Here is a 26,235-nt window from a genome sequence, read left to right on the forward strand (position 1 = left end):
GTGCTGAGGCTGGATCCGTTCGCGGGGCCGGGGTTCGCGTCGCTGGAGGCGTTGGCCAAGGCCGTGGACGACGTGGACCTGCCGGTCGGGCTGGTCGAACTCGTGCGGCTGCGGTGCTCGCAGCTCAACGGCTGCACCTACTGCACCCGGCTGCACGGCGAGGCCGCCGCGGCGGCGGGGGAGACGCGTGACGTCTCCTCCTGGCGCACCGACCCCGCCTTCACCGGGTCGGAGCGGGCCGTGCTGGCGCTGGCCGAGGCGGTCACGCTGGTGCACGACGGGCACGTGCCGGACGCGGTGCTCGACTCGGCGATCCGCGCGGTGGGCGAGGTGCGGGTGCAGCAGGTCGTGTGGGTGGCGACGGTGGTCAACGCCTACAACCGGCTGGCGATCAGCGCCCGGCTCACCTGAGGCCGACCACCGGGGCGGGGGTGCCGCCGAACGACGTCCGGGTGAGCACGATCGCGCCGGGCGCGGCGACGAGCAGCACGTCCGGCCGGCCGCGCGCCCCCGAGCCGTCCAGGCGGACCGGGGTGGAGGTGGGCGGCGAGCCGTCCAGCGGGTGCGTCACCACGGTCAGCTCACGGCCGTTGTCGCCGCACGCCCGCACGTAGGTGGTGGCGGTCGTCAGGTCCGCGGTGCGCAGCGGGCAGTCCCCGACGGGGAGCGGCGTGGTCGTGCCGGTGGCCGGGTCCAGCGCGGTGAGACCGTTGACCTGGCCGCCCTCGCTGTCCTCGACCAACGGCGTGGCGCCGACGTCTGTGCGCACGGTCCAGGGCCGTTCCGGCCGGGACAGCACCCGGCCGGTGTCGGCGTCCAGCAACCCGTTCGGCACCGCCCCCGGCGCCTGCGCCGAGCCGAAGGTCTCCAGGAGCACGGTGGACCCGTCCGGCGTGCCGCGCAGCCGGACGTCCTGCCGCTCGTCGCCCCCCTCGACGCGCCGGACCTCGTGCCGCCACCGCGGCTCGCCGGTCGCCTCGTCCAACGCCGTGACGCCCAAGGTCTCCGCGCACTCCGTGGGCACCAGGACGGTCGTGCGGCCCCACGCCACCTGGCCGAACCACGACGTGCAGCCGTCCGGCGGCGACCACCGCCACCGCGGCTCGCCGCTGATCACGTCGTACCCGGTGACGACCTCGCCGTCGCGCACGGTGAGCGTGCGCGCGCCCGGCATCAGCTGCCCGGTCTCCACCAGCACGGACCGGACCACCATCCCGAACCGGGGCGTCCCGGTGTCGGCGTCGAGCACCACCACCGACTGGGCCCGCGTGTCGTGCGCGGACCGGAAGGACGCCACCACGGTCCGCCGGTCCACCGACCCCACTACCGCGCCCACCGGCGCCCCGGGCCGGGCGTACCGCCACTCGACCCGCCCGTCGGTCCCGTTCAAGCCGACCACGGCCCCGTCCCGGGTGGCCACCGCGACCCCGTGCAGGATCGGCGCGACGTCGACCACGTCGGCCGGCGGCTGCCACGCCCACTGCCGACCACCCGGCCGCTCCGCCACGGGCTCCGGCGCGAAGTCCCGGGCGTCGCGCGGGTCGGACCGGACGACCACCGCCTCCGCCGCCACCGGCGCGAACCACGCCGCCACCGCCACCACCACGGCCGCCAAGGCGCCGGCCGGCCGCACCCGCCACCGGTCCGGCCGTCGTCCCGCGGCGTCGTCCGGCTCAGCCGGTGGACGCCGTCCCACCAGTCCGATCGCACCCACCGCCACCGCGAGCGAACCGACCGCCAACACCGGCAGGTCGTCACCGGTCAGGCCGATCAGCAGGTCCGACGCCAGGAGCCACCACACGGCCACGGCCGACCCGACGCCCACCGCCGCGGCCGGCACCCGCGCCGCCCGGTCGCCGACGACCGCGAGCAGCGCCGCGAGCACGACACCGACCACGATCCCGATCACCGACGCGTCGACGTCCGGCCGGGGCACGCCACCCGGCAGGAACGGCGCGCACGCGGCGCACAGCGCACCCGCCACCGTCATGTACCGCAGCATCTCGGCACCTCCCCGCGTGGGACGGCACGCGGCGGTGATCCGTTCCACCCACCGCCTCGGGTGGCCGGGAGGCGGTGGGCGATGGGGCAGAATCGGGCCGGTGAGCACCAACTGGGCAGGCACCTTCACCTTCTCCGCCGCGCACACCGCGCACCCGACGTCCGTCGAAGAGCTCCAGGACGTCGTCCGCGCCGCCGGGTCGGCGCGCGTGGTCGGCGCGGGGCACTCGTTCAGCACCATCGCCGACACCGACGGCACGCTGATCAGCCTCGACCGCATGCCCGAGGTGTTCGAGGTCCGCGGCGCGACGGTGAAGGTGGGCGCCGGGACGCGGCTGGCGCGGCTGGCCGAGCGGCTGCACGCCGCCGGCCTCGCGCTGCCCGCCATGCCGTCGCTGCCCCACATCACGATCATCGGCGCGTGCGCCACCGCCACCCACGGCTCGGGCAACGACGTCCCGTCGCTCGCGAGCCTGGTCCGCTCGCTCGACCTGGTCGCCGCCGACGGCAGCACCACGACCCTGACCAGGGGGGACGCCGGGTTCGACGGCGCGGTGGTGGCGTTCGGCTCGCTCGGCGTCGTGGTGGCGGTGGAGCTGGACGTCGTGCCGGCCTTCGAGGTCGAGCAGCGCGTCTACCGCGACATGCCGTTCGACGCCCTGGTCGAGCACGTGGACGCCGTGTTCGCGAGCGCCTACAGCGTCAGCGCCTTCACCACCTGGCAGGGCGTGGCGCACGTGTTCGCCAAGCACCGCACCACCGACACCCGGCACGACCTGGCCTGGACCGGCGCGACGCCCGCCACCGAACCGGTCCACCCGGTGCCCGGCCAGCCCGCCCTGCACTGCACGACGCAGCTCGGCGTGCCCGGCCCGTGGCACGAGCGGCTGCCGCACTTCCGCGCCGACTTCACCCCCAGCGTCGGCCGCGAGTTGCAGTCCGAGTACTTCGTGGCCCGCGAGCACGCCGCCGACGCGCTGCGGGCGCTCAACGACCTGACCGCCGAGATCACCCCGGTGCTGCTGACCTCCGAGGTCCGCACGATCGCGGCCGACGCGCAGTGGCTCAGCCCGGTGCACGACCGGCCGAGCGCGGCGTTCCACTTCACCTGGCAGCCGGACGAGGCGGCGGTCCGCGCCGTGCTGCGCGAGGTCGAGGCGGCGCTGAGCCCGTGGCGACCGCGCCCGCACTGGGGCAAGCTGTTCGAGCTGGCCGACCCCGGCGAGCGGTACCCGCACTGGGCGCGGTTCGCCGAGCTGCGCGACCGGCTCGACCCGGACCGCACGTTCCGCAACCCGCTGGTCGACGGCTGGTTCAGCGCCTGACCGGCCTCACATCCGCGCGAACCGCCGCAGCCCGTCCAGGTCGGGCACGACCACGTCGCGCCGCAGGTGGCTGACCACCACACCGGCCTTGCGCAGGTCGGCGAACGCCTTCTCGGCGGTGCGCGGCTTCATCCCGGCGATCGAGGCCAGCTCGACCTTGGTCAGCGGGATGCCCAGCACCCACCCGCCGACCTCCTGCCTGCCGTGCGCGCCGACCAGCTCGGCCAGCACCCGGGCGACCCGCTCGGCGGCGGTGTGGGACAGGAAGTCGCGCCGCCGCCGGTTCGCCCACCGCAGCTGGTCGTCGATGACGCCGATCAGCTCCACGAAGCCGTCGTTGCGGCGGTGCAGGAAGCCGTGCAGCTCGGCGCTCGTGATCAGCTTCGCGGTCACGTCACCGCACGTGATCACGGTCGCCGACCGCGGCTTGTGGTCCAGTGCCGCCAGCTCGCCCACCAGGTCGCCCGCGACCCGCACGGTGAGCACCGCGGTGTCCCCGCTCGCGTCGTTGACCAGCACCTTCACCACGCCTTCGAGCAGCAGGAAGACGTGCGTGTCGGTGGCGTCCTGGACGATGATCTCCCGGTCGGCGGCGTAGCGGACCGTGGTGCCCAGCGACATCAGCTCCTGGCGGCTGCTCTCCCGCAGCCTCGCCAGCAACGTGCCCGGCGGCCACTCCGCGGTCGTCGGGTTCTGCCGCACCGCGGGCGCGCCCGGCTTCGCGGTGGCCAGCGACCGGCCCGCGTCGGCGAACGACGCGTAGCCCCGCTCGAACGACGGGTCCGGCCCGACACCGGACAGCAGCGCCTCGCACGCGCGCCGCTGCTCGTCCAGCGCCCGCACGGCCGGGTGGTCCGCGCCCAGCGCCGACACCGCCCGCATCGACGCGTCGCGCACCACGTCCAGCAGCCGCTGCGCCTGGGACCGCGTGCCGTCGAGGTGGGCCAGCTCCAGCTCGGCCGAGGCCAGGTTCGACGTCGCGATCACCGCGTGCGGGTGGTCCGCGCCCAGCCGGGTCGCGGTGCGGTCGGCCGCCGAGCGCAGGCTCGGCAGCGCGAGCCGGGCCCGTTCCGCGGACCGGCGCACGCGGGCCAGCTCGAACTCGGCCGACGCCAGGTTCGCCGCGGCCACCAACGCCCTCGGGTGGTGCGTGCCCAGCGCGTTGAGCACGCGGTCGGTCGCGTCGCGCAGGTCGGTCAGCGACTCGGCGACCTCTTCGGCGTCACCGTGGTCGCGGGCGATCCGGAACCGCGCGCACATCAGGTTCAACCGCAGCACGCACGTCTGCGGGTGGTTGGACCCGAGCACCGCCGCGTTGCGCTGTAACGCCAGTTCCAGCGCGCCCGTTTCGCTCGGTTTGGCGGGTTCCACGGCGACCGCCATCGAGCCGACGGCGACCGGGTCGGGCACCGGCAGCGGGTCCAGGAAGTCGCCGACCACCTGGCGCAACGGCGTGCCGCGGCCGAACGCGCTGCTCGGCGGCCTGCGCCGGACCTGCCGGGGCGCGGTCGTGCCCGGTTCCCGCCGGCCGCGGGCCACCGACGCCAGCGCCTGCTGGTCGCGCACCCGTGACGCCTCGGGTCCGGTCGGGTCCACCAGCGCCAGCATGGCGATCAGCAGCGCGTCGGCGGCGTCGGCGGACCCGATCCGGGTCAGCCCGGCGGCGCAGCGCAGCAGGCGGTCCACGTCGCGGCGCGCGCTGAGCGCGTCCAGCGAGCGCGCCAGGTCCACCGCGAGGCGGCGGGCCGCCTGCCGGTCCGGCGCGGACCGGGCCAGGACTGCTTCGAGTTCGACCATGCGGCTGTTCATCCGGCACCCCAGGTGGTTGCTCGGTCTGCGACGGCGCGGCTCCGGCGTTCGGACGCCGCTTTGCGACGTTCGGGCGCGGGTCCACGCGCCACCGAAGTGGAATCCTCGTCCATAGCGGCGATATCGGTTGCTCCGGGCATTCGTTAGCGCATCCCTGACATTGTTACGGTACGAATGGTCGGATGTCCGACCGTTATCCGCACTATTGCGGAAAACCGTGCAAGTTCTTTGTCGTAGTGAACATCTTCGACCGGGTGCTTGGCGAGACCCCGGGCGGGCTCCGGAGGATCACTCGGATTTCCGGCCCGCCCGGACGGCGGTCGCGGCGCCGCGACCGCGGGTGGCCCGCGCCTCCCGCCACCACCGGCCGTGGCACAGTGATCGCATGCTGGTGGGGGTGTTGGGGCCGCTGGAGGTCACGGCGGACGGCACGGCGATCGAGGTCGGCGGCGCCAGGGTGCGCGCGCTGCTGGTCCGGCTGGCCGTGGCCGCGGGCCGGGTCGTCACCACCGAGGAGCTGGCCGACGCGCTCTGGCCGGAGGACCGGCCGGCCGACGAGGTCGCCGCGGTCCGGTCGCTGGTGTCCCGGCTGCGGCGCGCCCTGCCCGCCGACGTGCTGCGCTCCGCCCCCGGCGGCTACCTGCTGGACCTGCCCGCCGACGCGGTCGACGCGCTGCGGTTCGACCGGCTCGCCCGCGAGGCCAGGGCCGCGCTGACCGCCGGCGACCCGGTGGCCGCGCGACGGTCGGCGGCCGAGGCGCTGGCGCTGTGGCGCGGCCCGGCGCTGGTCGACGCGGCGGGCGCGCCGTTCGCGGTCGGCTACGTCGCCGGGCTGGACGAGACCCGGCTGGCCGTCGTGGAGGACGGCGCCGCGGCCGACCTCGCGTGCGGCCGGGCCGAGCACCTGGTCGCCGAGCTCACCGACCTCGCCGCGCGCCACCCGCTGCGTGAACGGCTCCAGGCGCTGCTGCTGCGCGCCCTCGTCGCGTCGGGCCGCGCCGCCGAGGCGCTGGCGGGCTACGAGGAGATCCGCCGCCGGTTCGCCGACGAGCTCGGCGCCGACCCCGGCCCGGAACTGCGCGCCACGCACCGGGAGATCCTGCGCGCCGACCCGGCGGGCCTGGGCGACCTGCCGCGGGCCGGAAACCTCCGCGCGCCGCTGACGAGCCTGGTCGGCCGGTCCGCCGACGTGGACCGGATCGTCGGGCAGCTCGCCGAGCACCGGCTCGTCACCCTGGTCGGACCGGGCGGCGCGGGCAAGACCCGGCTGGCCACCACGGTCGCGGCCCGGCTGCCCGGCGGCGCGTGGCTGGTCGAACTGGCGTCGGTGACCGACCCGGACGACGTCGCGCCCGCCGTGCTCGGCGCTCTCGGGCTGCGCGACCAGCGCTCGGTCGACCGCCCGGTGGCGGTGGCCGACCCGATGACCCGGCTGGTGGACGTGCTGTCGCGCAGCGAGGCCGTGGTCGTGCTGGACAACTGCGAGCACTTGGTGGACGCGGCCGCCCGGTTCGCCGACGAGCTGCTGGGCCGGTGCCCGCGGGCGCGCGTGCTGGCCACCAGCCGCGAACCGCTCGGCGTGTACGGGGAGGTGGTCAGCACGGTGCCGCCGCTGGACGGTGACGCGGCCGTGCGGCTGCTCGCCGACCGCGCGGCGGCCGTGCGACCCGGATTCGCCGTGACGCCGGAGAACGCCGACGCGGTCGCCGAGGTCTGCCGCCGGCTGGACGGCCTGCCGCTGGCCATCGAGCTGGCCGCGGCCCGGCTGCGGTCGTTGTCGGTCGAGCAGCTCGCGGCCCGCCTGGACGACCGGTTCCGCCTGCTCACCGGCGGCAGCCGCACCGCCATGCCCCGGCACCAGACGCTGCGCGCGGTGGTGGCGTGGAGCTGGGACCTGCTGTCGGCCCCCGAACGGGACTTCGCCGAGCGGCTGGCCGTGTTCCCGGCGGGTTTCGACCTGGAGGCCGCGGAACGGCTCGCCGGCGACCGCGCGTTCGACCTGCTCGCCGCCCTGGTCGACAAGTCGCTGGTGCAGGTCGTGGCCGGGTCCCGGTACCGGATGCTGGAGACGATCCGCGAGTACTGCCTGGAACGGCTGGCCGAGGGCGGCCGGGTCGCCGCCGCGCGCGCCGAGCACGCCGCGTACTTCCGCGACCTGGCCGAGGCCGCCGAACCGCACCTGCGCGGCAAGGAGCAGATGACCTGGATCGCCCGGCTGGAGGCCGAGCGGGACAACCTGGTCGCCGCGCTGCACTTCGCCGCCGACAGCGGTGACGCCGACACGGCCGTGCGGCTGGCCGCCGCGATGGGCATGTTCTGGACCATGCGCGGCAACCGCGCCGAGTCGGTGCCGTGGCTGCGCCTCGCGCTGGCCGTGCCGGGCCACCCGCCCGACACCGCCAGGCAGGTCGCGTCGGCGTACCTGCTGGTCAACAACGCGGTCACGGGCGGCTTCAGGGACCTGGACACCCACATCGCCACGCTCACCGAGCTGGCCGCCGAGTCCACCGGCGAGCACCCGGTGCTCGTGCTGCTGGAGCCGATGCTGGGCCTGTTCCTCGACGACGGCGAGCGGGCGCTGGCGGCGGTCGACGAGCGGCTGGACACGCCGGACCCGTGGACGCGGGCCGTGCTGTGGATGGTGCGCGGCGCGGTCCGGGAGAACGAGGGCGACCTGCGCGGCGCGCGGGAGGGCATCGCCACGGCCATCGCCGGGCTGCGCGAGATCGGCGACCGGTTCGCGCTGGCCCAGGCGTTGACCGGCGCCGCCGAGGCGCACCTGGCGTTCGGCGAGCCGGAGCAGGCGATGGCGGCGCTGGAGGAGTCGATCGGGCTGCTGGCCGAGCTGGACCCGGACGACGACGCGGCCCACGAGCGCATCCTGCTCGCCACCGCGCGCGTGCAGCGGGGCGACGTGGCACGGGCGCGCGCGGACTGCCTGGCGTTGACCAAGCCGACACCGAGGCCGTGGGCGGCGCGCGGTGTCGCGTTCGCCCGGCTCGTGCTGGGCGACCTGGCGCGGTACGAGGGCGACCTGGCCGAGGCGGAACGGCAGTACGAGGCGGCGGGCGCGGCGCTCGAACGCCAGCCGTTGGTGGTGCCCCAGTTCCACGCGCGGATCCTCACCTCGCACGCGCACCTCGCGGTGGAGCGCGGTGACCGCGACGCGGCTGCGGCGGCGATCGGCACGGCGTTCGAGCACGCCATGTCGGCCAAGGACATGCCGGTGCTGGCCCACGTCGCGGTCGCTGCCGCGGCCGTGCACGCCCGGTTCGGCAACCCGACGGACGCGGCCAAGGCGCTGGGCGCGGGCGAGCGGCTGCGCGGTGCGCCGGACTCCCGCAATCCCGAGGTCGTCCGCCTCGCCGACCGCCTGCGCGCCGACGTGGGTGACGCCGCCTACGACCTGGCTTATGCCACGGGTGTGGCGCTGGACCGCATCGACGCGATCGCCCTGGTCCGCGCCTGAGCCCAGGACCGCCGGTCCCCACCCGTGCCATCGCGGTTGACGCAACTTCCTGGTTGCCATACTGTAGCAACCAATCAGTTGCTACTTGATGGAGGTCGGCATGGGATTCCCGGATCGGATCGAGCGGGTCGTGGAGATCTCCCAGCCGCCGGACGCCGTGTGGGCGGCGATCACCACCGCCGAGGGCCTGGCGGCGTGGTTCGGCCACGCGGCCACGATCGACCTGCGGCCGGGCGGCACCGCGCGGATGAGCTGGAACGACGGGCCGACGGTCGAGATGCGGGTCGAGCGGGTGGAGGAGCCGACGGTGTTCGGCTTCACCTGGCCGGTGTTCGGGATGCCCGAGGACGACCCGCGGCGCACGTACGTCGAGTTCACCCTGGAACCGGTCGGCACGGGCACCCGGCTGACCGTGGCCGAGACCGGGTTCGCCCAACTGCCCGAGGACAACCACCGCAGGGCCTACGACGCCCACAGCGAGGGCTGGACGAGCGAGCTGGGTGAGCTGGTCGACCACGTCCGTGGCGCCTGACGCCGAGACCGTCGCCGAACAGGTCTTCACCGCCCTGGCCGACCCGACCCGGCGCGCCATCCTGGCCGCGCTGGCGTCCGGGGGTCCCGCCACGGCCACCGACCTGGCCGATCGCCTGCCCATCACCCGGCAGGCGATCGCCAGGCACCTCGCCCTCCTGGCCGACGTGGGCCTGGTGACGGCGGAACCGGGGGAGCGGCGCCGGGTGCGGTACCGCCTGCGGTCCGCGCCGATGCAGGTCGCGCAGCGGTTCCTGGCCGCGCTCGCCCGCGACTGGGACGGCCCCCTCGGCGCCCTGAAAGACCACTTGGACCGCGGTACCGCGGCCGACACCGACGAAACGTGAGGACACCATGACCGATCAGGGATTCACCACCGCGTTCACCGTGGACAAGTCGCCGGAAGAGGTCTTCGACGCCGTCGTGGACGTCCGGGGCTGGTGGTCGGAGGAAGTGGAAGGGCCCACCGACCACCCCGGCGCCGAGTTCGACTACCACTTCCGCGACGTGCACCGCTGCCGGATCCGGGTGACCGAGGCCGTGCCCGGCCGCAAGGTGTCGTGGCTGGTGCTGGAGAACCACTTCGACTTCACCTCCGACCAGACCGAGTGGGTGGGCACCACGGTCACGTTCGACATCGCGGAACGCGCCGACGGCACCGAGGTCCGCTTCACCCACCACGGCCTGGTGCCCGCCTACGAGTGCTTCGACGTGTGCGCCAACGCCTGGGGCTTCTACGTCACCACCAGCCTGCCGAGCCTGATCACGACGGGCGCGGGCCTGCCGAACAGCGACGGCCAGGCCCGCGTCCCCGAAACCACCCCCCGCTGACCCCCACGCGCGAGTCCTACGTTCGGAACGCGTGAGTCCTACGCTCGGAACACGCGAGTTGAACGCTCAGGCGCGACGGCGGTAAGCCTGCACGGCCAGTGGCGCGAACACAGCCACGAACAGCGCCGACCACGCCACCGTCCACGCCACCGGGCCGGCCACCGGTCCGCCGACCATCAGGCCGCGTGACGCGTCCATCACGTGCGTCACCGGGTTCACCTCGACCCACGCCCGCAGCCACCCCGGCAGCGTCTCCGCCGGCGCGATCATGCTCGTGCCGAACGTCAGCGGGAACAGGGCCAGGAAGCCGATGCCCTGCACCGCGCCCGGCTGCCGCGCCAGCATCCCCACCAGCACGAACGCCCAGCTCAGGCTGAACGCGAACAGGATCACCAGCAGGCACGCCGCCAGCGCGGGCAGCACCCCGGTCTCCACCCGGAACCCCATGAGCGTGCCGAACAGCAGCAGCGACACGACCGCCACCACGTACCGGATCAGGTCGCCGAGCACCGAGCCGATCAACGGCGCGGACCGGCCGATCGGCAGGCTCCGGAACCGGTCGAACACGCCCTTGCCGATGTCGGTGCTCAGGTTCACCCCGGTCGCCATCCCGCCGAACATGGTCGTCTGCACCATGATCGCGGGCAGCAGGAGTTGCAGGTACTCGTGCGTCGACCCGGACACCGCGCCACCGAGGAGGTACACGAACAGCACCACGAAGATCACCGGCTGCAACGTCACGTCCAGCAGCTGCTCCGGCGAGCGCATGGTCTTGATCAGGCTGCGCCGCGCCAGCGCGAGGCTGTGGCGGGCCAGGGCGAACGGCCGCTGCGCCGTCACCCGGGCCGCCACCGCCGGGGACACCGTCACCGCGCTCATGCCGCCACCTCCGTGTGCTTTCCGGTCAACGTGAAGAACACCTCGTCGAGGCTCGGCAGCCGCAGCGACAGCTCGGTCACCGCGATCCGCCGCTGGTCCAGCCGCCGCACCACCTCGGTGAACGCCGCGTCGCCGTCCACCGGAACGGTCACCACGCCCCGCCCGGTCGACTCCGGCTGGTGCCCGGACACCTCGGCCAGCACCGCGGCGGCCTCCGCCAGCCGGGCCGGGTCGGCGGGCCGCACCAGCACGGTCTGCCCGCCGACGATCCGCTTGAGCGACGCCGGCGTGCCGTGCGCGATCACCCGGCCGTGGTCGATGACCGAGATCTCGTCGGCCAGCGCGTCCGCCTCCTCCAGGTACTGCGTGGTCAGCAGCACGGTCGCGCCGTCGGCCACGAGCGCGCGCACCACGTTCCAGATGTCGTCCCGCTTGGCCGGGTCCAGCCCGGTGGTCGGCTCGTCCAGGTAGATCACGTCGGGCCGACCGACCAGGCTCGCGGCCAGGTCGAGCCGACGGCGCATGCCGCCCGAGTAGGTCTTGACGGGCCGCGCGCCGGCGTCGGTGAGCTCGAAGTCGCGCAGCAGCTCCGCGGCCCGCGCCTTGGCCTGCGCGGTGCGCAGGTTGAGCAGCTGCCCGATGAGCACGAGGTTCTGCACGCCGGTCAGGTCCTCGTCCACCGAGGCGTACTGCCCGGTCAACCCGATCAGCCGGCGCACCCGCGCCGCGTCCGACACCACGTCGAGCCCGCCGACGGCGGCCCGTCCGGCGTCCGGCCGGAGCAGCGTGGCCAGGATGCGCACCGCGGTCGTCTTGCCCGCGCCGTTCGGCCCGAGCACCCCCAGCACCGTGCCCGGCCGCGCGGCGAGGTCGACGCCGGCCAGCGCGGTCGTCTTGCCGTACCGCTTGACGAGCCCTTCCGCCTCGAAGGCGTACTCCATGTCTTTCCCCTTCCCCTGCTGTACGGGGCAGACGGTCCGGGACGGACATGTCAACGGGCGTGCAGACGCGTGTCAGCGCGCATGTCGACGAGCGTGTCAAGAGCCGTCCCGATGACATGCCGGGCGTTCACGGACGTTCGCACGCGTTCCGGGGCGTTCCGGGGGCGGTCCGCATGCACCGACCGGACCGCTCGGCGTTCCGCTTCCCGAAGCGGAACGCTGACGTTCGGTTCTACGCAAGCCTTCCCTGAGTCATCCTGGGCCCTCGGAGAACCCCCGGTCAGCGGTGCCCCGTTCCGGGGACGGACCTTGTCCGACGCGTCCGCCCGCTGTTGACCTCTCCGGGTTCGACCTTCACCCCAGGAGGATTTCTCGATGACCGTTGCCCACGACGATCCCCACGTCGCGCGGCTCTTCGACCACATGGCACGGCTCGTCTGCGACGGCGTCGGCGACCCCCTCGACCTCCACGAGCAGCTGGTCGAGCTCGCCCTGGCGAACTCGCCGGACGTGGCCCGCTACTGGAAGCAGGTCGGGGTCGGCGTCGGCATCCCCGACACCGCCTACAAAGACGGGGGTCCGCACCTGTTTCCGGACGCGCCACCGGTGCGCGTGTTCCGCACCAGCGGAACGACCGGGAGCGTCCGGGGCACGGTCCGCTACTCCGCGCGCGGCCTGGAGCTGAAGCGCCTGTCCATCGAGGCCAACGCCAAGCGGCACCTGCGGCCCGACGACGGCGTGCGGCCGGTGGTCCTGCCGTTCGCGCCGACGGAGGAGGCCGCGCCGGACATGGCGATCGCGTTCGACATGGCCCGGGTCGCCGAGTCGTGCGGCGACCCGGAGCTCAGCACGGCCGTCGTCGGGGTCGACGGGGTGGACTTCGACCTGCTCGGGCGGCGCCTGGACGCCGCCGTGGCCGAGGGGTTGCCGGTGGTGCTGGTCGGGGCGACCTTCGCGTTCGTCAACATCTGCGACGCGCTGGAGGCGCAGGGGCGCAGCTGGGAACTGCCGCCCGGCTCCCGGATGTACGACGGCGGCGGGTTCAAGGGCCGCTCGCGGATCATGCGCGTGGACGACCTGCGCGCCGCCGTGCGCCGGGTCTTCGGCATCGAGCACCACGGCAACATCTTCGGCATGACCGAGCTGGCCAACATGCTCTACGACGCCTCGGACACACCGGTCGGACCGCTCGGCGAACGTCCCAAGGGCAGCCACCCGGCAGGAGGGCCGAAGGTCCGCGACCCGCGCACCCGCGAGCACCTCACCGAGGGGCGCGGCCTGCTGGAGATCACCGACCTGTCCCTGCTGGACCGGCCGCACGTGCTGCTCACCGGCGACGTCGGCATCGCCGGGCCGGAGGGCGTGGCGATCGCGGGCCGCATCGCGGGCAGCACCAGCCGCGGCTGCTCGCTGACCCTGGACGAGATGACGGGAGGCGCGGCGTGACGGTGTCCTGGTTGCCCGACTGGCAGACGGCCGACAGCGTGCCGTTCACCCTCGCGTCCGGCGCGCACGAGTGGCGCGGCGTGCGACCGACCGACTGGGCCGCGGTCGGCGACGGCCTGCGCGCCGCGCACGAGGAGCTGCGCCGGCTGCCGGTGCGGCGGATCGTGGAGGCGATCGACGCGGTCGTGGACCTGTGGGCCAAGCGGGACTTCACCGCCCGCCGGGCCGCGGTGCGCGACGCGGCGCTGGTCACCGGCATGTCGGAGGAGACGATCGACCGCGCGCTGGACGCCGAGCTGGGCAACCTGCGCGCCGAGTCGCTGCTGGCCGCGTTGACCCGGGAGCTGGGCGACCCGGAGGTGCTCGACGGGTTCCGCGACGGCACGACGGCGGTCGGGCCGCGCACCGTGCTGGCGGTGTTCTCCGGCAACGTCCCGGGCCTGCCCGCCCGGTCGCTGGTGCGGGCGCTGCTGGTGAAGGCGTCCGTGATCGCCAAGATCCCCGCCAGGGAACCGCACTTCACCGCCGCGTTCCTGCGCACCCTGCACGACGTCGAGCCGCTGCTGGCCGACGCCGTCGTGGCCACCTACTGGGACCGCGACGACGAGGACGTGCTGGAGGCCGCGCTGGACCAGGCCGACGCCGTGATCGCCTACGGCGGCGACGAGGCGTGCGCGGCGATCCGGGCCAGGGTGCGGCCGCACCAGCTGTACGAGGAGCACGGGCACAAGCTGTCGTTCGGCATTGTCAGCGCGGAGTACGCAACCCTGCACGGCCCGGCCGAGGTGGCCCGGCGGATCGCCGCCGACTGCAGCGAGTTCGACCAGCACGCGTGCCTGTCGCCGCAGGTCTACCTGGTGCAGGAGGAGCACGCCCGCGTGATCGCCGAGCACCTGGCCGAGGCGATGCGGCGCGAGGCCCGGGACAGCCCGCCCGGGACGATCGACGAGCAGGACGCCACCGTGCTGCAACACCGCCGGCTCGTGGCCGAGTGGCGCGCGGCCACGTCGGACGCCGGCGAGGTCTGGGCGCCCGACGGTCTGGAGTGGACGGTCGTGCTGGACGACGCGCTCATGCCGCTCAGCGGCGCGGGCAACCGGGTCGCCCGGATCGTGGCCGTGTCGGACGTGGACGCGGCGGTGGACGCGATGCGGCCGTTCGCGAAGCACCTGCAGAACGTCGGCCTCGGCGCGGTCGGCGAGCAGTTCCGGCGCACCGCGCGGGAACTGGCCGTGCTGGGTGCGAGCCGGGTGTCCGCGCCCGGCTCGATGACCAAGGCGTCCATGGTGTGGCGGCACGACGGGCAGCCGCGCATCGCCGGCCTGGTGCGCTGGTGCGACATCGAGCTCCACCCGGAGCTCGGCAGACCTTAGCCCCGCTCGGGGTGACGAGTCCGCCGTGCCCCGCCCGCGGGTGGGGCACGGCCATCCTCTGGGGAGGATCAGCGATGACCGTGACGGTGAGCGGCGCGCCCGGCGCGCTCGGCGAGAGGGACCTCCGCCGGTTGGCGGAGGCGGTGGCCTTCGTGCGGGACCGGGGCACCGGGGACGCGCTGGCCGCCGTGGTGGGCGGTGAGCCACCCGCCTGCCTGGTGCGCCACCTGGAGTTCGGGCACGCCGCGGTGTTCGTGGCGGCGGCGCAGCCGTCCGGCCTGGTCGGGGCGTTGGCCGGGCTGGGCGTGGACGCCCGGGAACCGCACCGGGGCCGCGTGGTGCGCGCCGGGCAGCAGCTCGACGTGCGGGTCGTGCGCGGCGCGGTCGGGTCCCGCGAGGTGCGGCTGCTCGTGCCGCGGGCGGAGATGTCCGAAGCCGAGCGGGAGGCCGAGTCGCACGTGGCGTTCCGCGTCGACGAAGACGACGAGGTGGTGCTGCGCGGGGTGTGCGCGACCTTGCGGGACGCCGGTCTCACCCCGGACGGCGGCGGCCACGACGGGCAGGACACCACCCTCTACTTCCGCGGCACGACCCGGCTCGCGGTGCAGGCCCCCGGCCACCACGCCGAGGCGCTGGAGCACCACGTCGGGCGGCCCGACCAGCCGCGGCGCTCGATGCTCGACCTGATGACCGGCGCGTGGCGCACCCGGGCCGTGGCGGCGGCGGCCGAGCTGGGGATCGCCGACCTGCTCGCCGACGGCCCCCTCGACACCGCCGACCTGGCCGCCCGCACCGGCTCGCGCGCGGACAAGCTGCGCCGGGTGCTCGCCTACCTGGCCGGGCTGGGCGTGCTGGGCCGCGACGGCGAGCGGTGGTCGTTGACCGAGGTCGGCACGCTGCTGCGCGGTGACGTGGCCGGGTCGCAGCGGGACCTCGCGCGGATCTACGGCGGGCTGTTCTACCGGTCGTTCAGCGGCCTGGAACACGCCGTGCGCACCGGGGAGAGCGGGTTCAGCCACGTCTACGGCGCGCAGCCGTTCGAGCACTTCGCCGCGAACCCGGCCGACGCGCGGCTGTTCGAGGGCGCGATGGCGGCGGGCACGGCGTTCCTCGGACTGGTGCCCGGACTGCTGGACCTGCCCGACACCGGCACGGTGGTCGACGTGGGCGGCGGTGACGGGCGGCTGCTCGACCTCGTGCTGGCCGCCGGACCGGGCCTGCGCGGCGTGCTGTTCGACCGGCCGCACGTGATCGGCGCGGCGGCCGAGGTGCTGGCGGGCCACGGCGCGCGGGCGTCGGTGGTCGCGGGTGACTTCTTCCACGACCCGGTGCCCGCGGGCGCGGACCTCTACCTGCTGTCGCGGATCATGCACGACTGGGACGACGAGCGGTGCTCGACGATCCTGCGCAACGTGCGCGCGGCGATGGCGGAGGGCGCGACGCTGGCCGTGGTGGAACGCCCGATCCAGGACGACCCGCGCACGTTGCTGCCGCTGGCGTTCAACGTCCACATGATGGTCAACACCGTCCAGGGCGGTGAGCGGACCACAGAGGAGCACCGCGACCTCCTGGCGGTCAACGGTTTCGCGTTGCAGGACATCCGCGAGCTGCCGCTGGACATGGCGGTGCTGGTGGCGCGCGCCGTCGTGTGAGCGCGCACTCACCGGTCCGGATGGTGGAAATCGGCTTCCTCGTCGCCCGATCGGGCGACGAGGATTCCTCACGTGTCCGTCCTGCGCGAAACGCCCGCCCAGCCCCGGTCCCACTCGTTCGTCCCGCTGGTGTCGATGAGCCTGCTCACCGGTGTCGGCTACGCGCTGGCAGGCCCGTTCCTGTCGTTGTTCCTCATCAAGGAGGTCCACGCCGGACCGGTCGCCGTCGGCGCGTTCCTCCTGATCAGCGCCCTGGCGTCGATGGTGGTGAGCACGCTGGTCGGACGGTTGTCCGACGCGCGGGCGATCCGCCGCACGCTGCTCGTCGCGGCCGGGGTGTCGGGCGCGGTGGGCTGGGTGCTGTTCTCCGCGCTGCGGAACTACTGGCTGCTGCTGGTGGTCGCGGTCACCTTCTGGGCGGTCTCGTCCTCGCAGATCCCGCAGATGTACGCGTACGCGCGGCAGTTGCTGGAGCGCAGCGGCTCGTCGAAGGCGCCGCTGGCCATGAGCGGCCTGCGGATGACGATGTCGATCGCCTGGGTGGGCGGCCCGCCGCTGGGCGCGCTGCTCATCGGGGGCGGCGGGTTCACCTGGCTGTTCGGCGTGAGCGCGGCGATCTACGTGCTGGCCGTCCTGGTGGCGCTGACCTGGCTGCCCGAGCTGGGACCGTCGGCACCGCCGACGCACGAGGTCGCGCGGCAGTCGGGGCTGCGGCGGGAGGTGGTGCTCGCGGCGCTGGCGTTCGTGTTGCTGCAGGGCGCGACCACGGTCGGCGTGACGGCGATGCCGTTGTTCGTGACCGAGAGCCTGGGCGGCACCACCCGGGACGCGGGCCTGGTCCTCGGGCTGTGCGCGGCGCTGGAGATCCCGCTGATGCTGGGCTTCGGCGCGCTGGCGATGCGGGTCAACCACCGGGTCCTCGTGCTGTCGGGCGGCATGGTCGCGCTGGCCTACTACACGGTCATGCTGTTCACGCAGGCGACCTGGCAGGTGATGGCGGCGCAGGTGCTGCACGCCGTGGTCATCTCCGCGGTGATGGGCGTCGGCATCTCCTACTTCCAGGACCTGGCGCCCGACCGGCCCGGGTACGCGAGCACGCTGTTCACCAACACCTACAAGACCAGCGCGATGCTCACCGGACCGCTGGTCGGCCTCGCGCAGCACTTCGGCTTCCGGACCGCGTACGGCATGGGGTTGGCGATGTCGGCGCTGGGGGTGGCGCTGCTGTTCGCGGCACGCCGCAAGGACGCGATACTGGACGCGTGATCGACGAGCTGCTGCGGCGGCAGGCGGAGTTGCAGGCGGGCGCGGACGCCGTCGTGGCGGACCTCGGGCTGGACTCGGCGCTGTCCGGGCTGGGCGAGCCGGTGCGCACCGGCAGCTCGGCGTTGGGCCTGATGGTGGTGCCGGACATCGACATCACGGTGGTGTGCCCGGCGCTGGACGTGGACGCCGTGGTGGCGCTCGCGGGTCGGCTCGCCCGGCCCGAGCGGGTGCGCGTGGTGCAGTTCCGCAAGGACTCGGGCCGCTGGAACGCCGAGCCGGACGCGTACCCGGACGGGCTGTACCTGGGCCTGAAGTACCGGCCCGAGGGAAGGGGGCACGACGAGGCGCCCGAGTGGAACGCCGACATCTGGTTCGTCGACGAGCCGGACCGCCAGCCCGACCTCGGGCACGTGCGCGCCCTGCCCGCCCGGATCACGCCGGAGACGCGGGCGGCGATCCTGCTGATCAAGCACTCGCGGCCGGACTACCGCAGCTTCGACGTCTACCGGTCGGTGCTGGACGACGGCGTTCGGACACCCGGGGACTACGACCGGTGGCGGGCTACGCACGGTCAGTGAACCGACCGTCTGGTTTGCGCTCTTCGAGCGGATCTCCGCGAAATTCGGGTCTGGGCCCCTGCGGCGTTGCTAAACCTTCCTCCAGGGGGGGGAGGAGGTCACGGTGCCCAAGGGTTTCTACACCGACGATCGCGGTCGGGTGCGGGTGCGGTTGGTCGCCGGCGGGGGCAGGCGGAGCAGGTCGGCGCTGCTCGCGGGGCTGATCGCGCTCAGCGCCGTGGGGTACGGGGGAGCGGTCGGCCTCAGCGCGGGCGGCTCGGCCGGTGGCGGCGGTCCGGGGCCGAGCGTCGAGGACCGCAAGGACGCCGGCGGTGAGCTGGCACGTCGGGGTGACGCGGACGGCGCGTGGCGGCGGATGGGGTTGCGCGGGTTGCAGCACACCGGGAAGCAGCGGACCGAGTGCGTGGACGCGGCGTTCGGCGGTGTGCGGGAGTTCCTGCGGCGGCACGAATGCACGTCGATGGACCGGGCGCTGATCACCGTCGGCGACGACGCGGGCAACTCGGCGGTGATCGCGGTGGCCTGGGTCGGGTTCGCCTCGGGCGGCGAGGCCCAGGCGTTCCAGGACCTCGTGGACGCGCCCGGCACCGGCGACGTGAAGGCGCTGGGCACGGCGCAGGTCGGGCTGCCGGACGTCGCGTTCACCGGCGCGAACTACGGCTCGGACCGGGACCGGACCACGGTCGCCGTCGCCGAGGCGGAGGTGGCCACCGGGTACGTCACGCCGGAGGTGCTGGACGCGGTGGCGGAGGTGGCGGCCCAGCTTCCCCGGTGAACACCGGGTCGCCGAACGACGCCCGCCGGGCGGCCCGGCGCAACGTCCGCAGCAGCACCGGGCCGGTCGCGAGCACCAGGATCGTGGTGGTGATGGCGCGGCCGACGTCCCAGCCGAGGGACGTGGCCAGGCTGAACGCGACCACGCGCACCAGGTTGTCCAGGATCGGCGCGCCCGGCTGGAACGACAGCGAGGTGCTGCCCGCGCTCAACGCGAACGGCCAGAACGACAGGTTCAGCAGCAGCCCGTACACGAGGGACGCGACGGCGCTGTACGCGGCGAGCAGGGCGAGCTCCGCCCTGCCCCGCCAGGACGGCAGCAGCCCCGCGCCCAACGCCACCCAGGCCGCGCCGAGCATCTGGTACGGCAACCACGGCCCGACGCCGCCGCTGAGCAGGGCGGACGCGAACAACATCGTGTTGCCGAGCACGAACCCGAACCCGGGCCCGAACACCCGGCCGCCGAGGACGAGCAGGAAGAACACCGTCTCGATCCCCGCCGTGCCCGCGCCGAGGGGCCGGATCGCCGCACCCAGGGCCGAGAGCACGCCCAGCATCGCCACGGCCTTCGCGTCCAGCCCGCCCTCGCTGAGCTCGGCCAGGACCACGGCCAGCACGAGCGGCAGGACCAGCGCGAACGTCCACGGCCCGGTCGCGCCCTGCGCGATGACGGCGTCCGCGGACACCAGCAACGGCCAGCCGAAGGCCACCACGCTGATCGCCGCCGCCACGGCGAGGGCCAGCGTGGCACGGGGCCTCACGCGGATCGACCTGGTCACGCCGCCACCACCGGGATCGCGCCGCCTCCGGTTGTCCACAGCGCGACCGTGACGGCGCGGATTTGTCGGTCCCACCTGGCATGATCGTGAACAGGGATCCCCTGGGCGGGGACCCCTGCGAAGCACGCGCGGGCGGTCGCGGAGGAGCGCGGCCTCATCGGGCCGCCAGGGCCGCGGTCACGTCCGCCACCGTCAGCCACGGCTCGGGCGCGAGCACCTTCGCCACCTGGGGCGAGAAGACCGGTGACGCGGTGACCACCTCGGCGGTCGGGCCGTCGGCCACGACCTCGCCGTCCGCCAGCACCACGACGCGCGTCGCGTACTCGGCGACGAACTCCACGTCGTGCGTCGCCAGCACGACCGCGTGCCCGTCGTTCGCGAGGTCCCGCAACGCCGCCGCCAGCCGCGTCTTGGCCGGGTAGTCCAACCCGCGCGTCGGCTCGTCCAGCAGCACCGCCCGCGGCGACGGGGTGAGCGACACCGCCAGCACGAGGGCGAGCCGCTGCCCCTCCGACAGGTCACGCGGGTGCCGCCCGTCCGGGATGCCCGGCGCGAGCCGGTCCAGCAACTCGCGGCACGTCCCCGCGGGCCTGCCCGACTCGCGGTCGGCCTGCGCGCACTCGCCGCCGACCGTGTGCAGGTACAGCAGGTCACCGGGCTGCTGCGGCACGAGACCGACCGCCTGCCGCCGCGGCCCCGGCTTGAGCGTCGCCGGGTCCACGCCGTCCACCGCGACCTCGCCGCCGGACCGCTTACCGGTGCCCTGCACCGCCCACAGCAGGCTCGACTTGCCCGACCCGTTGCGCCCCATCACGGCCACCCGCTCGCCCGCGCCCACGCTCAACGACACACCGCGCACCGCGTCCACGGTGGAGTAGCGGACCCGCACGTCGCGCACCCGCACCACCTCCGCCGCGGGCGCCGGAGCGGTGACCGGCGGCGACGCGAGGCGGTCGCGCAGCGGACCGGCCAGCCGCCGCGCGTCCCGGATGGACACCGGCACCGGCTCCCACCCCGCCACCTGGCCCAACCGCACCACGGGCGGCGCGACCGGCGCGTCCGCCAGCACCGGTCCCGGCGCGCCCGCGACCGGCGGCACCCCGCCGCCGGGCAACCACACCACGCGGTCCGCGTACTGCGCGACCCGTTCCAGCCGGTGCTCGGCGATCACCACCGTCATGCCCAGGTCGTGCACCAACCGGTGCAGCGCGGCCAGCACGTCCTCCGCCGCGCCCGGGTCCAACGCCGACGTCGGCTCGTCCAGCACCAGCACGCGCGGGTGCGCGGTGAGGGCCGCGCCGACCGCCACGCGCTGCTGCTGCCCGCCGGACAACGTCGCCAGCGGCCGGTGCCGCAGCTCGGCCAGGCCGAGCAGGTCCAGCGTCTCCTCGACCCGCTTGCGCATCACCGGGTTCGGCAGCGCCAGCGACTCCATCGAGTACGCCAGCTCCTCCTCGACCGAGTCCGTCACGAACCCGGCCTGCGGGTCCTGCCCGACCACGCCCACGACGTCGGCCAGCTCGCGCGGCGGGTGCGTGCGGGTGTCCCGCCCGGCCAGCAGCACCCGCCCGGTCAGCGTGCCGCCGGTGAAGTGCGGCACCAGGCCGTTGATCGCGCGCAGCAACGTCGACTTGCCCGACCCCGTCCGCCCGACCACCAGGCACAGCTCACCCTCGGGCACGTGCAGGTCCACCCCGGCCAACGCGGGCGCGTCCGCGTCGCGGTAGGTGACGGAGACGTTCTCGAACCGGATCACGTGTTCACCCTGTTCCTGGCGATGACGACGGGCGCGAGCGCGCACAGCAGGCCGACCGCGGGCAGCAGCGGCAGTTCGGGCGCGGTCAGCGGGACCGTGCCGGGCGTCAACGCCGAGCCGCCCAGGTCGAACGGCGCGAGGACGGTCGCGAGCGCCGCGACCACCCCGGACGCGACGATCAGCAGCTCGCGCGGCCCCCACCGGTCGGGCCGGTACCGGCTGCGCCGCACCCGCCGCGACCCGCTCCACAGACCCGCGACCGCCAGCACCGCGCCCACCACGAGCATCGGCGTCGTGGGCGCGCCGCCGCCCAGCAGCCCGTACGCGCCGACGCACAGCCCCAGCAGCCCGCCGAGCACGAGCGCGCCGGTCACCACCCGGGTCCGCTTCGGCAGCCCGGCCGTCCGGCCGTACCCGCGCGAGTCCATCGCCGCGGCCAGCACCAGCGACCGCTCGAACGCGTCCTCCAGCACCGGCACCATCAGCACCCGGACCGCCTTCACGCCCCGCACCACGTCACCCCGCAGGGCCCGGGCCCGCCGCACCGAGCGCGCACTGGCCACCAGTTGCGGCGCGACCGTCAACGCCACCACGACCGCCACGCTCACCTCGTACAACGCGGCCGGCAGCGACCGCAGCAGCCGCTTGGCGTTGGCCAGCGCGTTCGCCGCGCCCACGCAGCACAGCAACGTCGCCAGCTGGAGTCCCTGGTACAGCGCGAAAGCGAGCCCCTCGGCGCTGACCGGCCCGCCGAGCCGGATGCCCTTCGCCCACTCCGGCAGCGGGATCTCCGGCAACGTGACCAGCACCGTCGGTCCGCTCACCCCGCCGAGCAGCACGTGCAGCACCACCCGGATCGCCAGCACCACCAACGCGAACTTGAGGAACACCCCGTACGCGCCGGCCCACGGCGTGTCCTCGCGGCAGGACACGGCCACGTACCCGGCGACCGCGATCACCAGCGCCAGCAGCACCGGGTTCGTGGTGCGGCCGGCGATGACGGCCAGGCCGAGCGCCCACAGCCACCACGCGCCGGGGTGCGGCCTCACTCCGCCGCCTGGGCGCGCCGCCGCGCGGTCCACACGCCGAGACCCGCCAACGCGGCGATCACCACGATCCCGATGACGAGGCCGACCGTGCCCCCGGACGACGACGTGCCCGCCGTCGGCTCCACGGCCACCGCGCTCGTCGGTGCCGCCGAACCGGGCGTGGAGCTGATCGTCGTCGTCGTTGTCGTGGGAACGGACGAAGTCGGCGGCGCGCTCGTCGTCTCCGTTGTGGTCGCCGTGGGGGCTTCCGACTGCGGCACCGGTTGTTGCTGGGCCGGAGTCTGTCCGGGCGGTGGTGCGGGCTGCGCCGGTCGTCCGGGCGCGGGTGGCTGCGGCGCCGGCGGGGTCGGCTGCGGCGCGGGTGCGGGCGGCGCGATGCCCGGCTGCTCACCCGCCCCGAACGACCAGCCCTCCACGCTGCCCGGCGCCGGGTCGTAGGCGCTCGCGCTGGTGTTGCTGTAGACCCACGACCCGCCGGGTCGGCCGTGCCAGTACCCCCAGTACGCCGTGGTCGGTGAGGTGGTGACGCACGGGTCGCTGCTCGGCTTGCCGTTGATCCGGCACACGAACCCCGGTTGCCGGGACGCGAACGTGTAGCCGAACCCGGCGGCGGTCAGCGCGGCCGTCCCCGTCGCCGGGTCGCCCGGGGCGCACCCGGTCTGCACGCCGCCGCCCAGCGAGCGGAAGTCCACGACCACCGTCACGCCCGCGCAGTCCGCGGCCTGCGCGGTCGGCGGCGCGCACGTCAGCGCGAGCCCCGCGACGGCGCACGCCGCCAGGACCCGCCGCAACCGGCCCGTCACGGCAGGACGGGCGCGGCCGACGCCGTGCCGCGGACCCGGGCCGTCACTTCCGCGCCTCCGCGACCCGCCGGCGTGCCAGCGCGACCGCGAGCACACCGCCGACCAGCAGCAATGCGCCGAGCCACAGCATCGGGCCGACCTCGGCGCCGGTGCGGGCGAGCGGGGCGCGGTTGCTCCCCACGGCCACCACCGCCGCTGCCGACGTGGTGCTCGTCGCGGTGGTGCCGGACGTGGCCGCCGGGTCGGTGGTGCTCGTCGTCGTGGTGACCGAAGTGGACGTGGTCGGCGACGTGCTGGTGACCGGGCAGTCGAGCACCGGCGCGCCCGACCGGCCGCCCTGGGCCGTCAGGTCCGCGAAGTTAACCCCGACCAGGCCGAGCACGCCCTGCGCGCTCGCCCGCAGCGACGCGGCCTGCGTGAACCCGGTCCGGTCGAACGCGATCGCGCCGCGCGCGGCCTCCGGGGCCGAGCAGCCGACCTGCAACGACCGCAGGAACGCGGTCGCCTCGTCGGCGTCGGCGGTCCGCCCGCCGGCGCGCAACGCCTGCGCGGCGAGACCCGTGCTGTTGGCGTTGCCCTCGCCGGTCGCCTTCTCGTCGAGGAAACCGCCGCTCGCCTGCTGGACGTTGTGCAGCCAGTCGAGCGCCTTGCCCGCCGGGGCGGTCCTGTCCACCGCGAGCAGCGCCTGCACGCCCATCGCGGTGGCGTCCACGTGCGACACGCACGGCGTCGCCTCGAGGATCAGCGGGAACCCGCCGTCCGGGCACTGCGCGCCGGCCAGGTAGTCCACCGCGGCCCGCGGTGCGCCCTTCCACCGGTCCAGCGCGAGGACCGCGAACGCCTGGGTGAAGCCGTTGGAGTAGTCGCCGTGCCGGGACTTGTCGCGGAACCGGCCGTTCGGCGCCTGCAACGCGGTGAGCCCGGCGATCAGGTCGACGCCGCCGAACGCCGTCGGGTCCTGGCCGCGCACCTGGACGGCCAGCGCCAGCTTCGCGTGCGCCCCCGCGAAGGCGTCGGCGGGGTCGCCGAAGTTGAGGTAGTTGGCGAGGACGGCGGGCTCGGCGAGCCAGGCGGCGGCCTGGTCGGCGCTGTCGGACGCGACGCCCGCCGCGGTGAACGCGAACAGCGCGTCGAGGGTGAGGCCCTGGTCGGGGTAGGCGACGCCGTCGAGCACGTTCTCGAAGTGGTCGCCGTCGACGAGCTGCCGGGCCAGCCAGCCCGCGGCCGCGTCGCCCGCGTCGGTCGTCGGCACCGCCCGCGCCTGGCTCTGGGCGGCGGGTGCCGCCACGAGGGCGGCGACCGCCGCGGCGGCGATGACGGCGGCGGTCCGTCTCAACGACATGATCGACCTTTCCGGGGGCGCGAGGCGCGGGCGGACCCCGGACAGCCGTGAGCGACTTCCCCCGGGCTCCGACCCGTTGACCTCGACGGTGTCGGGAGCGTGGCACGCAGCGACGGGTGTTCGGGCTCGTCCCGGCCGGGACCTACCGTTGCGGGTCAGCGCCGGATTTCGACCGGCTTCCCCCGTTTCGCGCGCGATTGCCGATCGTCTGTCACCGACCTCGGCGTGTCAATCCGCCTCTGGCGCGATGCTGCTCACCCCTACGTACGGTTACCGTCGGGCGATTCGATCTGGGGAAGAGGGGTGTTCGATGACGACTCTGGCGTCCGTGCGCGACGGCTTGGTGGCGTGGGTCGCACGGCGTTCGGCGACGCGGTGGGTGCTGGGCAAGATCGGTTCGCGGGCGTTCGCGCTGCTCCCGGACCGTGCGCTGGTCCCGCTGAAGCGGGACGGGGTGGTGCCGGTCGCCGAGCTGGAGCGGATGCGGGAGGCCGGCGCCGTCCACCGGATCCCGGTGCCGTTCGGCTTGCGGGTCTGGTTGGTCACGGGTCAGGACGAAGCGAAGAAGGTGCTTTCCGACACAGGCGCGTTCAGCAACGACTACGCGCGGCTGGGCGCGGCGGTCGGTCGGCTGGAGCAGTCGCCCGGCGGCCTCGGCTTCGCCGACCCGCCCGACCACACCCGGCTGCGCAAGCTGCTCACGCCGGAGTTCACCATGCGCCGGCTGTCGCGGCTCGTGCCGCGCATCGACGCGATCGTCACCGAGCGGCTCGACGCCATGGAGGCCGCGACCGGGCCGGTCGACCTGGTCCAGGAGTTCGCGCTGCCGATCCCGTCGCTGACGATCTGCGAGCTGCTCGGCGTGCCCTACGAGGACCGCGACCGGTTCCAGGAGCTCGCGGCGGCGCGGTTCGACCTGTTCGGCGGCGCGGGGCAGGCGTTGGGCGCCATCTCGGAGTCGCTGTCCTACATGGAGGAGATCGTGCGCCGCGAGCGCCGGTCGCCGGGGGACGGGCTGATCGGCTCGATCATCCGCCAGCACGGCGACGACGTGAGCGACGTGGAGCTGGCCGGGTTGGCCGACGGCGTGCTGACCGGCGGGTTCGACACGACCGCGTCGATGCTCGCGCTGGGCGCGATCGTGCTGCTGAAGGACGACGCCGCGCGTGCGGCGATGCGTGACGACGACGCGGCCGCCGCGCCGCTGGTGGAGGAGCTGCTGCGGCACCTGAGCGTGGTGCAGGTGGCGTTCCCGCGGTTCGCCCGGCACGCGTTGCGGGTCGGTGAGCAGCAGATCGAGGAAGGCGACGTGGTCGTGGTGTCGCTGTCGGCGGCCAACCGCGAGGAGGCGTCCGACTTCGACGCGGGCCGCCCGGCGTCGTCGCACCTGGCGTTCGGCCACGGCGCGCACCGGTGTGTCGGCGCCGAGCTGGCCCGGATGGAGCTGCGGGCCGCGTACCCGGCGTTGCTGCGCCGGTTCCCGGACCTCCGGCTCGCCGACGCGCGGCCCGCGTTCCGGACCGCGTCCATCGTGCACGGGGTCGACTCGCTGCTAGTCCACACGCGCTGAGCGTTGAACTCAGGGGTCCTGGACGTAGGACTCACGGGACCTGGATGTGGGACTCTCGCGG

22 protein-coding genes and 1 riboswitch are annotated in these 26,235 nt (G+C 74.7%); of the genes, 13 read left to right on the forward strand and 9 right to left on the reverse strand.

Going from position 1 to position 26,235, the window contains the following annotated elements:
* A complete protein-coding gene (locus ACIQMJ_RS20610; RefSeq protein WP_499762603.1) occupies positions 1–411 on the forward strand; it encodes a carboxymuconolactone decarboxylase family protein in 411 nt (136 codons plus the stop codon).
* On the opposite strand, the gene ACIQMJ_RS20615 is transcribed toward ACIQMJ_RS20610, so the two are convergent.
* A complete protein-coding gene (locus ACIQMJ_RS20615; RefSeq protein ID WP_499762604.1) occupies positions 404–2,002 on the reverse strand; it encodes an outer membrane protein assembly factor BamB family protein in 1,599 nt (532 codons plus the stop codon). The genes ACIQMJ_RS20610 and ACIQMJ_RS20615 overlap by 8 nt on opposite strands.
* Before the next feature lie 100 nt (positions 2,003–2,102).
* Here ACIQMJ_RS20615 and ACIQMJ_RS20620 point away from each other — a divergent pair, with 100 nt between their 5' ends.
* Positions 2,103–3,326, forward strand: a complete 1,224-nt coding sequence (locus ACIQMJ_RS20620) for an FAD-binding protein (RefSeq protein ID WP_499762605.1) — start codon at positions 2,103–2,105, stop codon at positions 3,324–3,326.
* A 6-nt stretch (positions 3,327–3,332) separates the two neighbouring features.
* Here ACIQMJ_RS20620 and ACIQMJ_RS20625 read toward each other — a convergent pair whose 3' ends face one another.
* A complete protein-coding gene (locus ACIQMJ_RS20625) occupies positions 3,333–5,135 on the reverse strand; it encodes a Crp/Fnr family transcriptional regulator (RefSeq protein WP_499762606.1) in 1,803 nt (600 codons plus the stop codon).
* A gap of 385 nt (positions 5,136–5,520) precedes the next feature.
* Here ACIQMJ_RS20625 and ACIQMJ_RS20630 point away from each other — a divergent pair, with 385 nt between their 5' ends.
* From ACIQMJ_RS20630 to ACIQMJ_RS20645, 4 genes are all read left to right on the forward strand, one after another.
* Positions 5,521–8,604, forward strand: coding sequence for an ATP-binding protein (locus ACIQMJ_RS20630; protein WP_499762607.1), 3,084 nt, complete (start codon positions 5,521–5,523; stop codon positions 8,602–8,604).
* 100 nt (positions 8,605–8,704) lie between these two features.
* Positions 8,705–9,136: an SRPBCC domain-containing protein gene (locus ACIQMJ_RS20635; protein WP_499762608.1), complete on the forward strand. Its 432-nt coding sequence runs from the start codon at positions 8,705–8,707 to the stop codon at positions 9,134–9,136.
* Entirely contained in the window at positions 9,126–9,482 is a 357-nt protein-coding gene (locus ACIQMJ_RS20640; protein WP_499763061.1) for an ArsR/SmtB family transcription factor, read from the forward strand. The genes ACIQMJ_RS20635 and ACIQMJ_RS20640 overlap by 11 nt, the downstream gene beginning before the upstream one ends.
* A gap of 7 nt (positions 9,483–9,489) precedes the next feature.
* Positions 9,490–9,966 (forward strand): SRPBCC family protein, encoded by a 477-nt coding sequence (locus tag ACIQMJ_RS20645; RefSeq protein ID WP_499762609.1) that lies wholly within the window; start codon positions 9,490–9,492, stop codon positions 9,964–9,966.
* Positions 9,967–10,032: 66 nt separating this feature from the next.
* Here the strand turns inward: ACIQMJ_RS20645 and ACIQMJ_RS20650 are convergent, their stop codons facing one another.
* The gene (locus tag ACIQMJ_RS20650; RefSeq protein ID WP_499762610.1) at positions 10,033–10,845 is read right to left on the reverse strand and encodes an ABC transporter permease; all 813 of its coding nucleotides are present in this window, start codon (positions 10,843–10,845) and stop codon (positions 10,033–10,035) included.
* Positions 10,842–11,786 (reverse strand): ATP-binding cassette domain-containing protein, encoded by a 945-nt coding sequence (locus ACIQMJ_RS20655; RefSeq protein ID WP_499762611.1) that lies wholly within the window; start codon positions 11,784–11,786, stop codon positions 10,842–10,844. The genes ACIQMJ_RS20650 and ACIQMJ_RS20655 overlap by 4 nt, the downstream gene beginning before the upstream one ends.
* A gap of 375 nt (positions 11,787–12,161) precedes the next feature.
* Between ACIQMJ_RS20655 and ACIQMJ_RS20660 the strand changes: the two genes are divergently transcribed.
* The 6 genes from ACIQMJ_RS20660 to ACIQMJ_RS20685 all read left to right on the forward strand — a co-directional run bounded on the left by ACIQMJ_RS20660 (position 12,162) and on the right by ACIQMJ_RS20685 (position 18,876).
* Positions 12,162–13,232 (forward strand): acyl-CoA reductase, encoded by a 1,071-nt coding sequence (locus tag ACIQMJ_RS20660; RefSeq protein ID WP_499762612.1) that lies wholly within the window; start codon positions 12,162–12,164, stop codon positions 13,230–13,232.
* Positions 13,229–14,605, forward strand: coding sequence for an acyl-CoA reductase (locus ACIQMJ_RS20665; RefSeq protein WP_499762613.1), 1,377 nt, complete (start codon positions 13,229–13,231; stop codon positions 14,603–14,605). The genes ACIQMJ_RS20660 and ACIQMJ_RS20665 overlap by 4 nt, the downstream gene beginning before the upstream one ends.
* 74 nt (positions 14,606–14,679) lie before the next feature.
* A complete protein-coding gene (locus ACIQMJ_RS20670) occupies positions 14,680–16,257 on the forward strand; it encodes a methyltransferase (protein ID WP_499762614.1) in 1,578 nt (525 codons plus the stop codon).
* A gap of 72 nt (positions 16,258–16,329) precedes the next feature.
* Positions 16,330–17,523 carry a sugar efflux transporter gene (locus ACIQMJ_RS20675; protein WP_499762615.1) on the forward strand — a complete coding sequence of 398 codons (1,194 nt, stop codon included), beginning with the start codon at positions 16,330–16,332 and terminating at the stop codon, positions 17,521–17,523.
* The gene (locus ACIQMJ_RS20680; protein ID WP_499762616.1) at positions 17,520–18,101 is read left to right on the forward strand and encodes a hypothetical protein; all 582 of its coding nucleotides are present in this window, start codon (positions 17,520–17,522) and stop codon (positions 18,099–18,101) included. The genes ACIQMJ_RS20675 and ACIQMJ_RS20680 overlap by 4 nt, the downstream gene beginning before the upstream one ends.
* A 103-nt stretch (positions 18,102–18,204) precedes the next feature.
* Entirely contained in the window at positions 18,205–18,876 is a 672-nt protein-coding gene (locus ACIQMJ_RS20685; RefSeq protein ID WP_499762617.1) for a hypothetical protein, read from the forward strand.
* On the opposite strand, the gene ACIQMJ_RS20690 is transcribed toward ACIQMJ_RS20685, so the two are convergent.
* From ACIQMJ_RS20690 to ACIQMJ_RS20710, 5 genes are all read right to left on the reverse strand, one after another.
* Positions 18,821–19,654 (reverse strand): ECF transporter S component, encoded by an 834-nt coding sequence (locus ACIQMJ_RS20690; RefSeq protein ID WP_499762618.1) that lies wholly within the window; start codon positions 19,652–19,654, stop codon positions 18,821–18,823. The two genes, ACIQMJ_RS20685 and ACIQMJ_RS20690, sit on opposite strands and share 56 nt — an antisense overlap.
* Positions 19,655–19,808: 154 nt before the next feature.
* Complete coding sequence (locus ACIQMJ_RS20695) at positions 19,809–21,410, reverse strand: ABC transporter ATP-binding protein (RefSeq protein ID WP_499762619.1); 1,602 nt, start codon at positions 21,408–21,410, stop codon at positions 19,809–19,811.
* Positions 21,407–22,459, reverse strand: a complete 1,053-nt coding sequence (locus tag ACIQMJ_RS20700) for a CbiQ family ECF transporter T component (RefSeq protein WP_499762620.1) — start codon at positions 22,457–22,459, stop codon at positions 21,407–21,409. The genes ACIQMJ_RS20695 and ACIQMJ_RS20700 overlap by 4 nt, the downstream gene beginning before the upstream one ends.
* Positions 22,456–23,262 (reverse strand): hypothetical protein, encoded by an 807-nt coding sequence (locus ACIQMJ_RS20705; RefSeq protein WP_499762621.1) that lies wholly within the window; start codon positions 23,260–23,262, stop codon positions 22,456–22,458. Before ACIQMJ_RS20705 ends, ACIQMJ_RS20700 begins: the two co-directional genes overlap by 4 nt.
* Before the next feature lie 43 nt (positions 23,263–23,305).
* Positions 23,306–24,604, reverse strand: a complete 1,299-nt coding sequence (locus ACIQMJ_RS20710) for a prenyltransferase/squalene oxidase repeat-containing protein (protein WP_499762622.1) — start codon at positions 24,602–24,604, stop codon at positions 23,306–23,308.
* 94 nt (positions 24,605–24,698) lie between these two features.
* Positions 24,699–24,821: riboswitch (cobalamin riboswitch) on the reverse strand.
* Between the two features lie 93 nt (positions 24,822–24,914).
* On the opposite strand from ACIQMJ_RS20710, the gene ACIQMJ_RS20715 reads away from it, so the two are divergent.
* Positions 24,915–26,174: a cytochrome P450 gene (locus ACIQMJ_RS20715; RefSeq protein WP_499762623.1), complete on the forward strand. Its 1,260-nt coding sequence runs from the start codon at positions 24,915–24,917 to the stop codon at positions 26,172–26,174.
* Positions 26,175–26,235: the final 61 nt, after the last annotated feature.

It is taken from the genome of Actinosynnema sp. NPDC091369 (assembly GCF_044757065.1).
Taxonomy (GTDB): Bacteria; Actinomycetota; Actinomycetes; order Mycobacteriales; family Pseudonocardiaceae; genus Actinosynnema.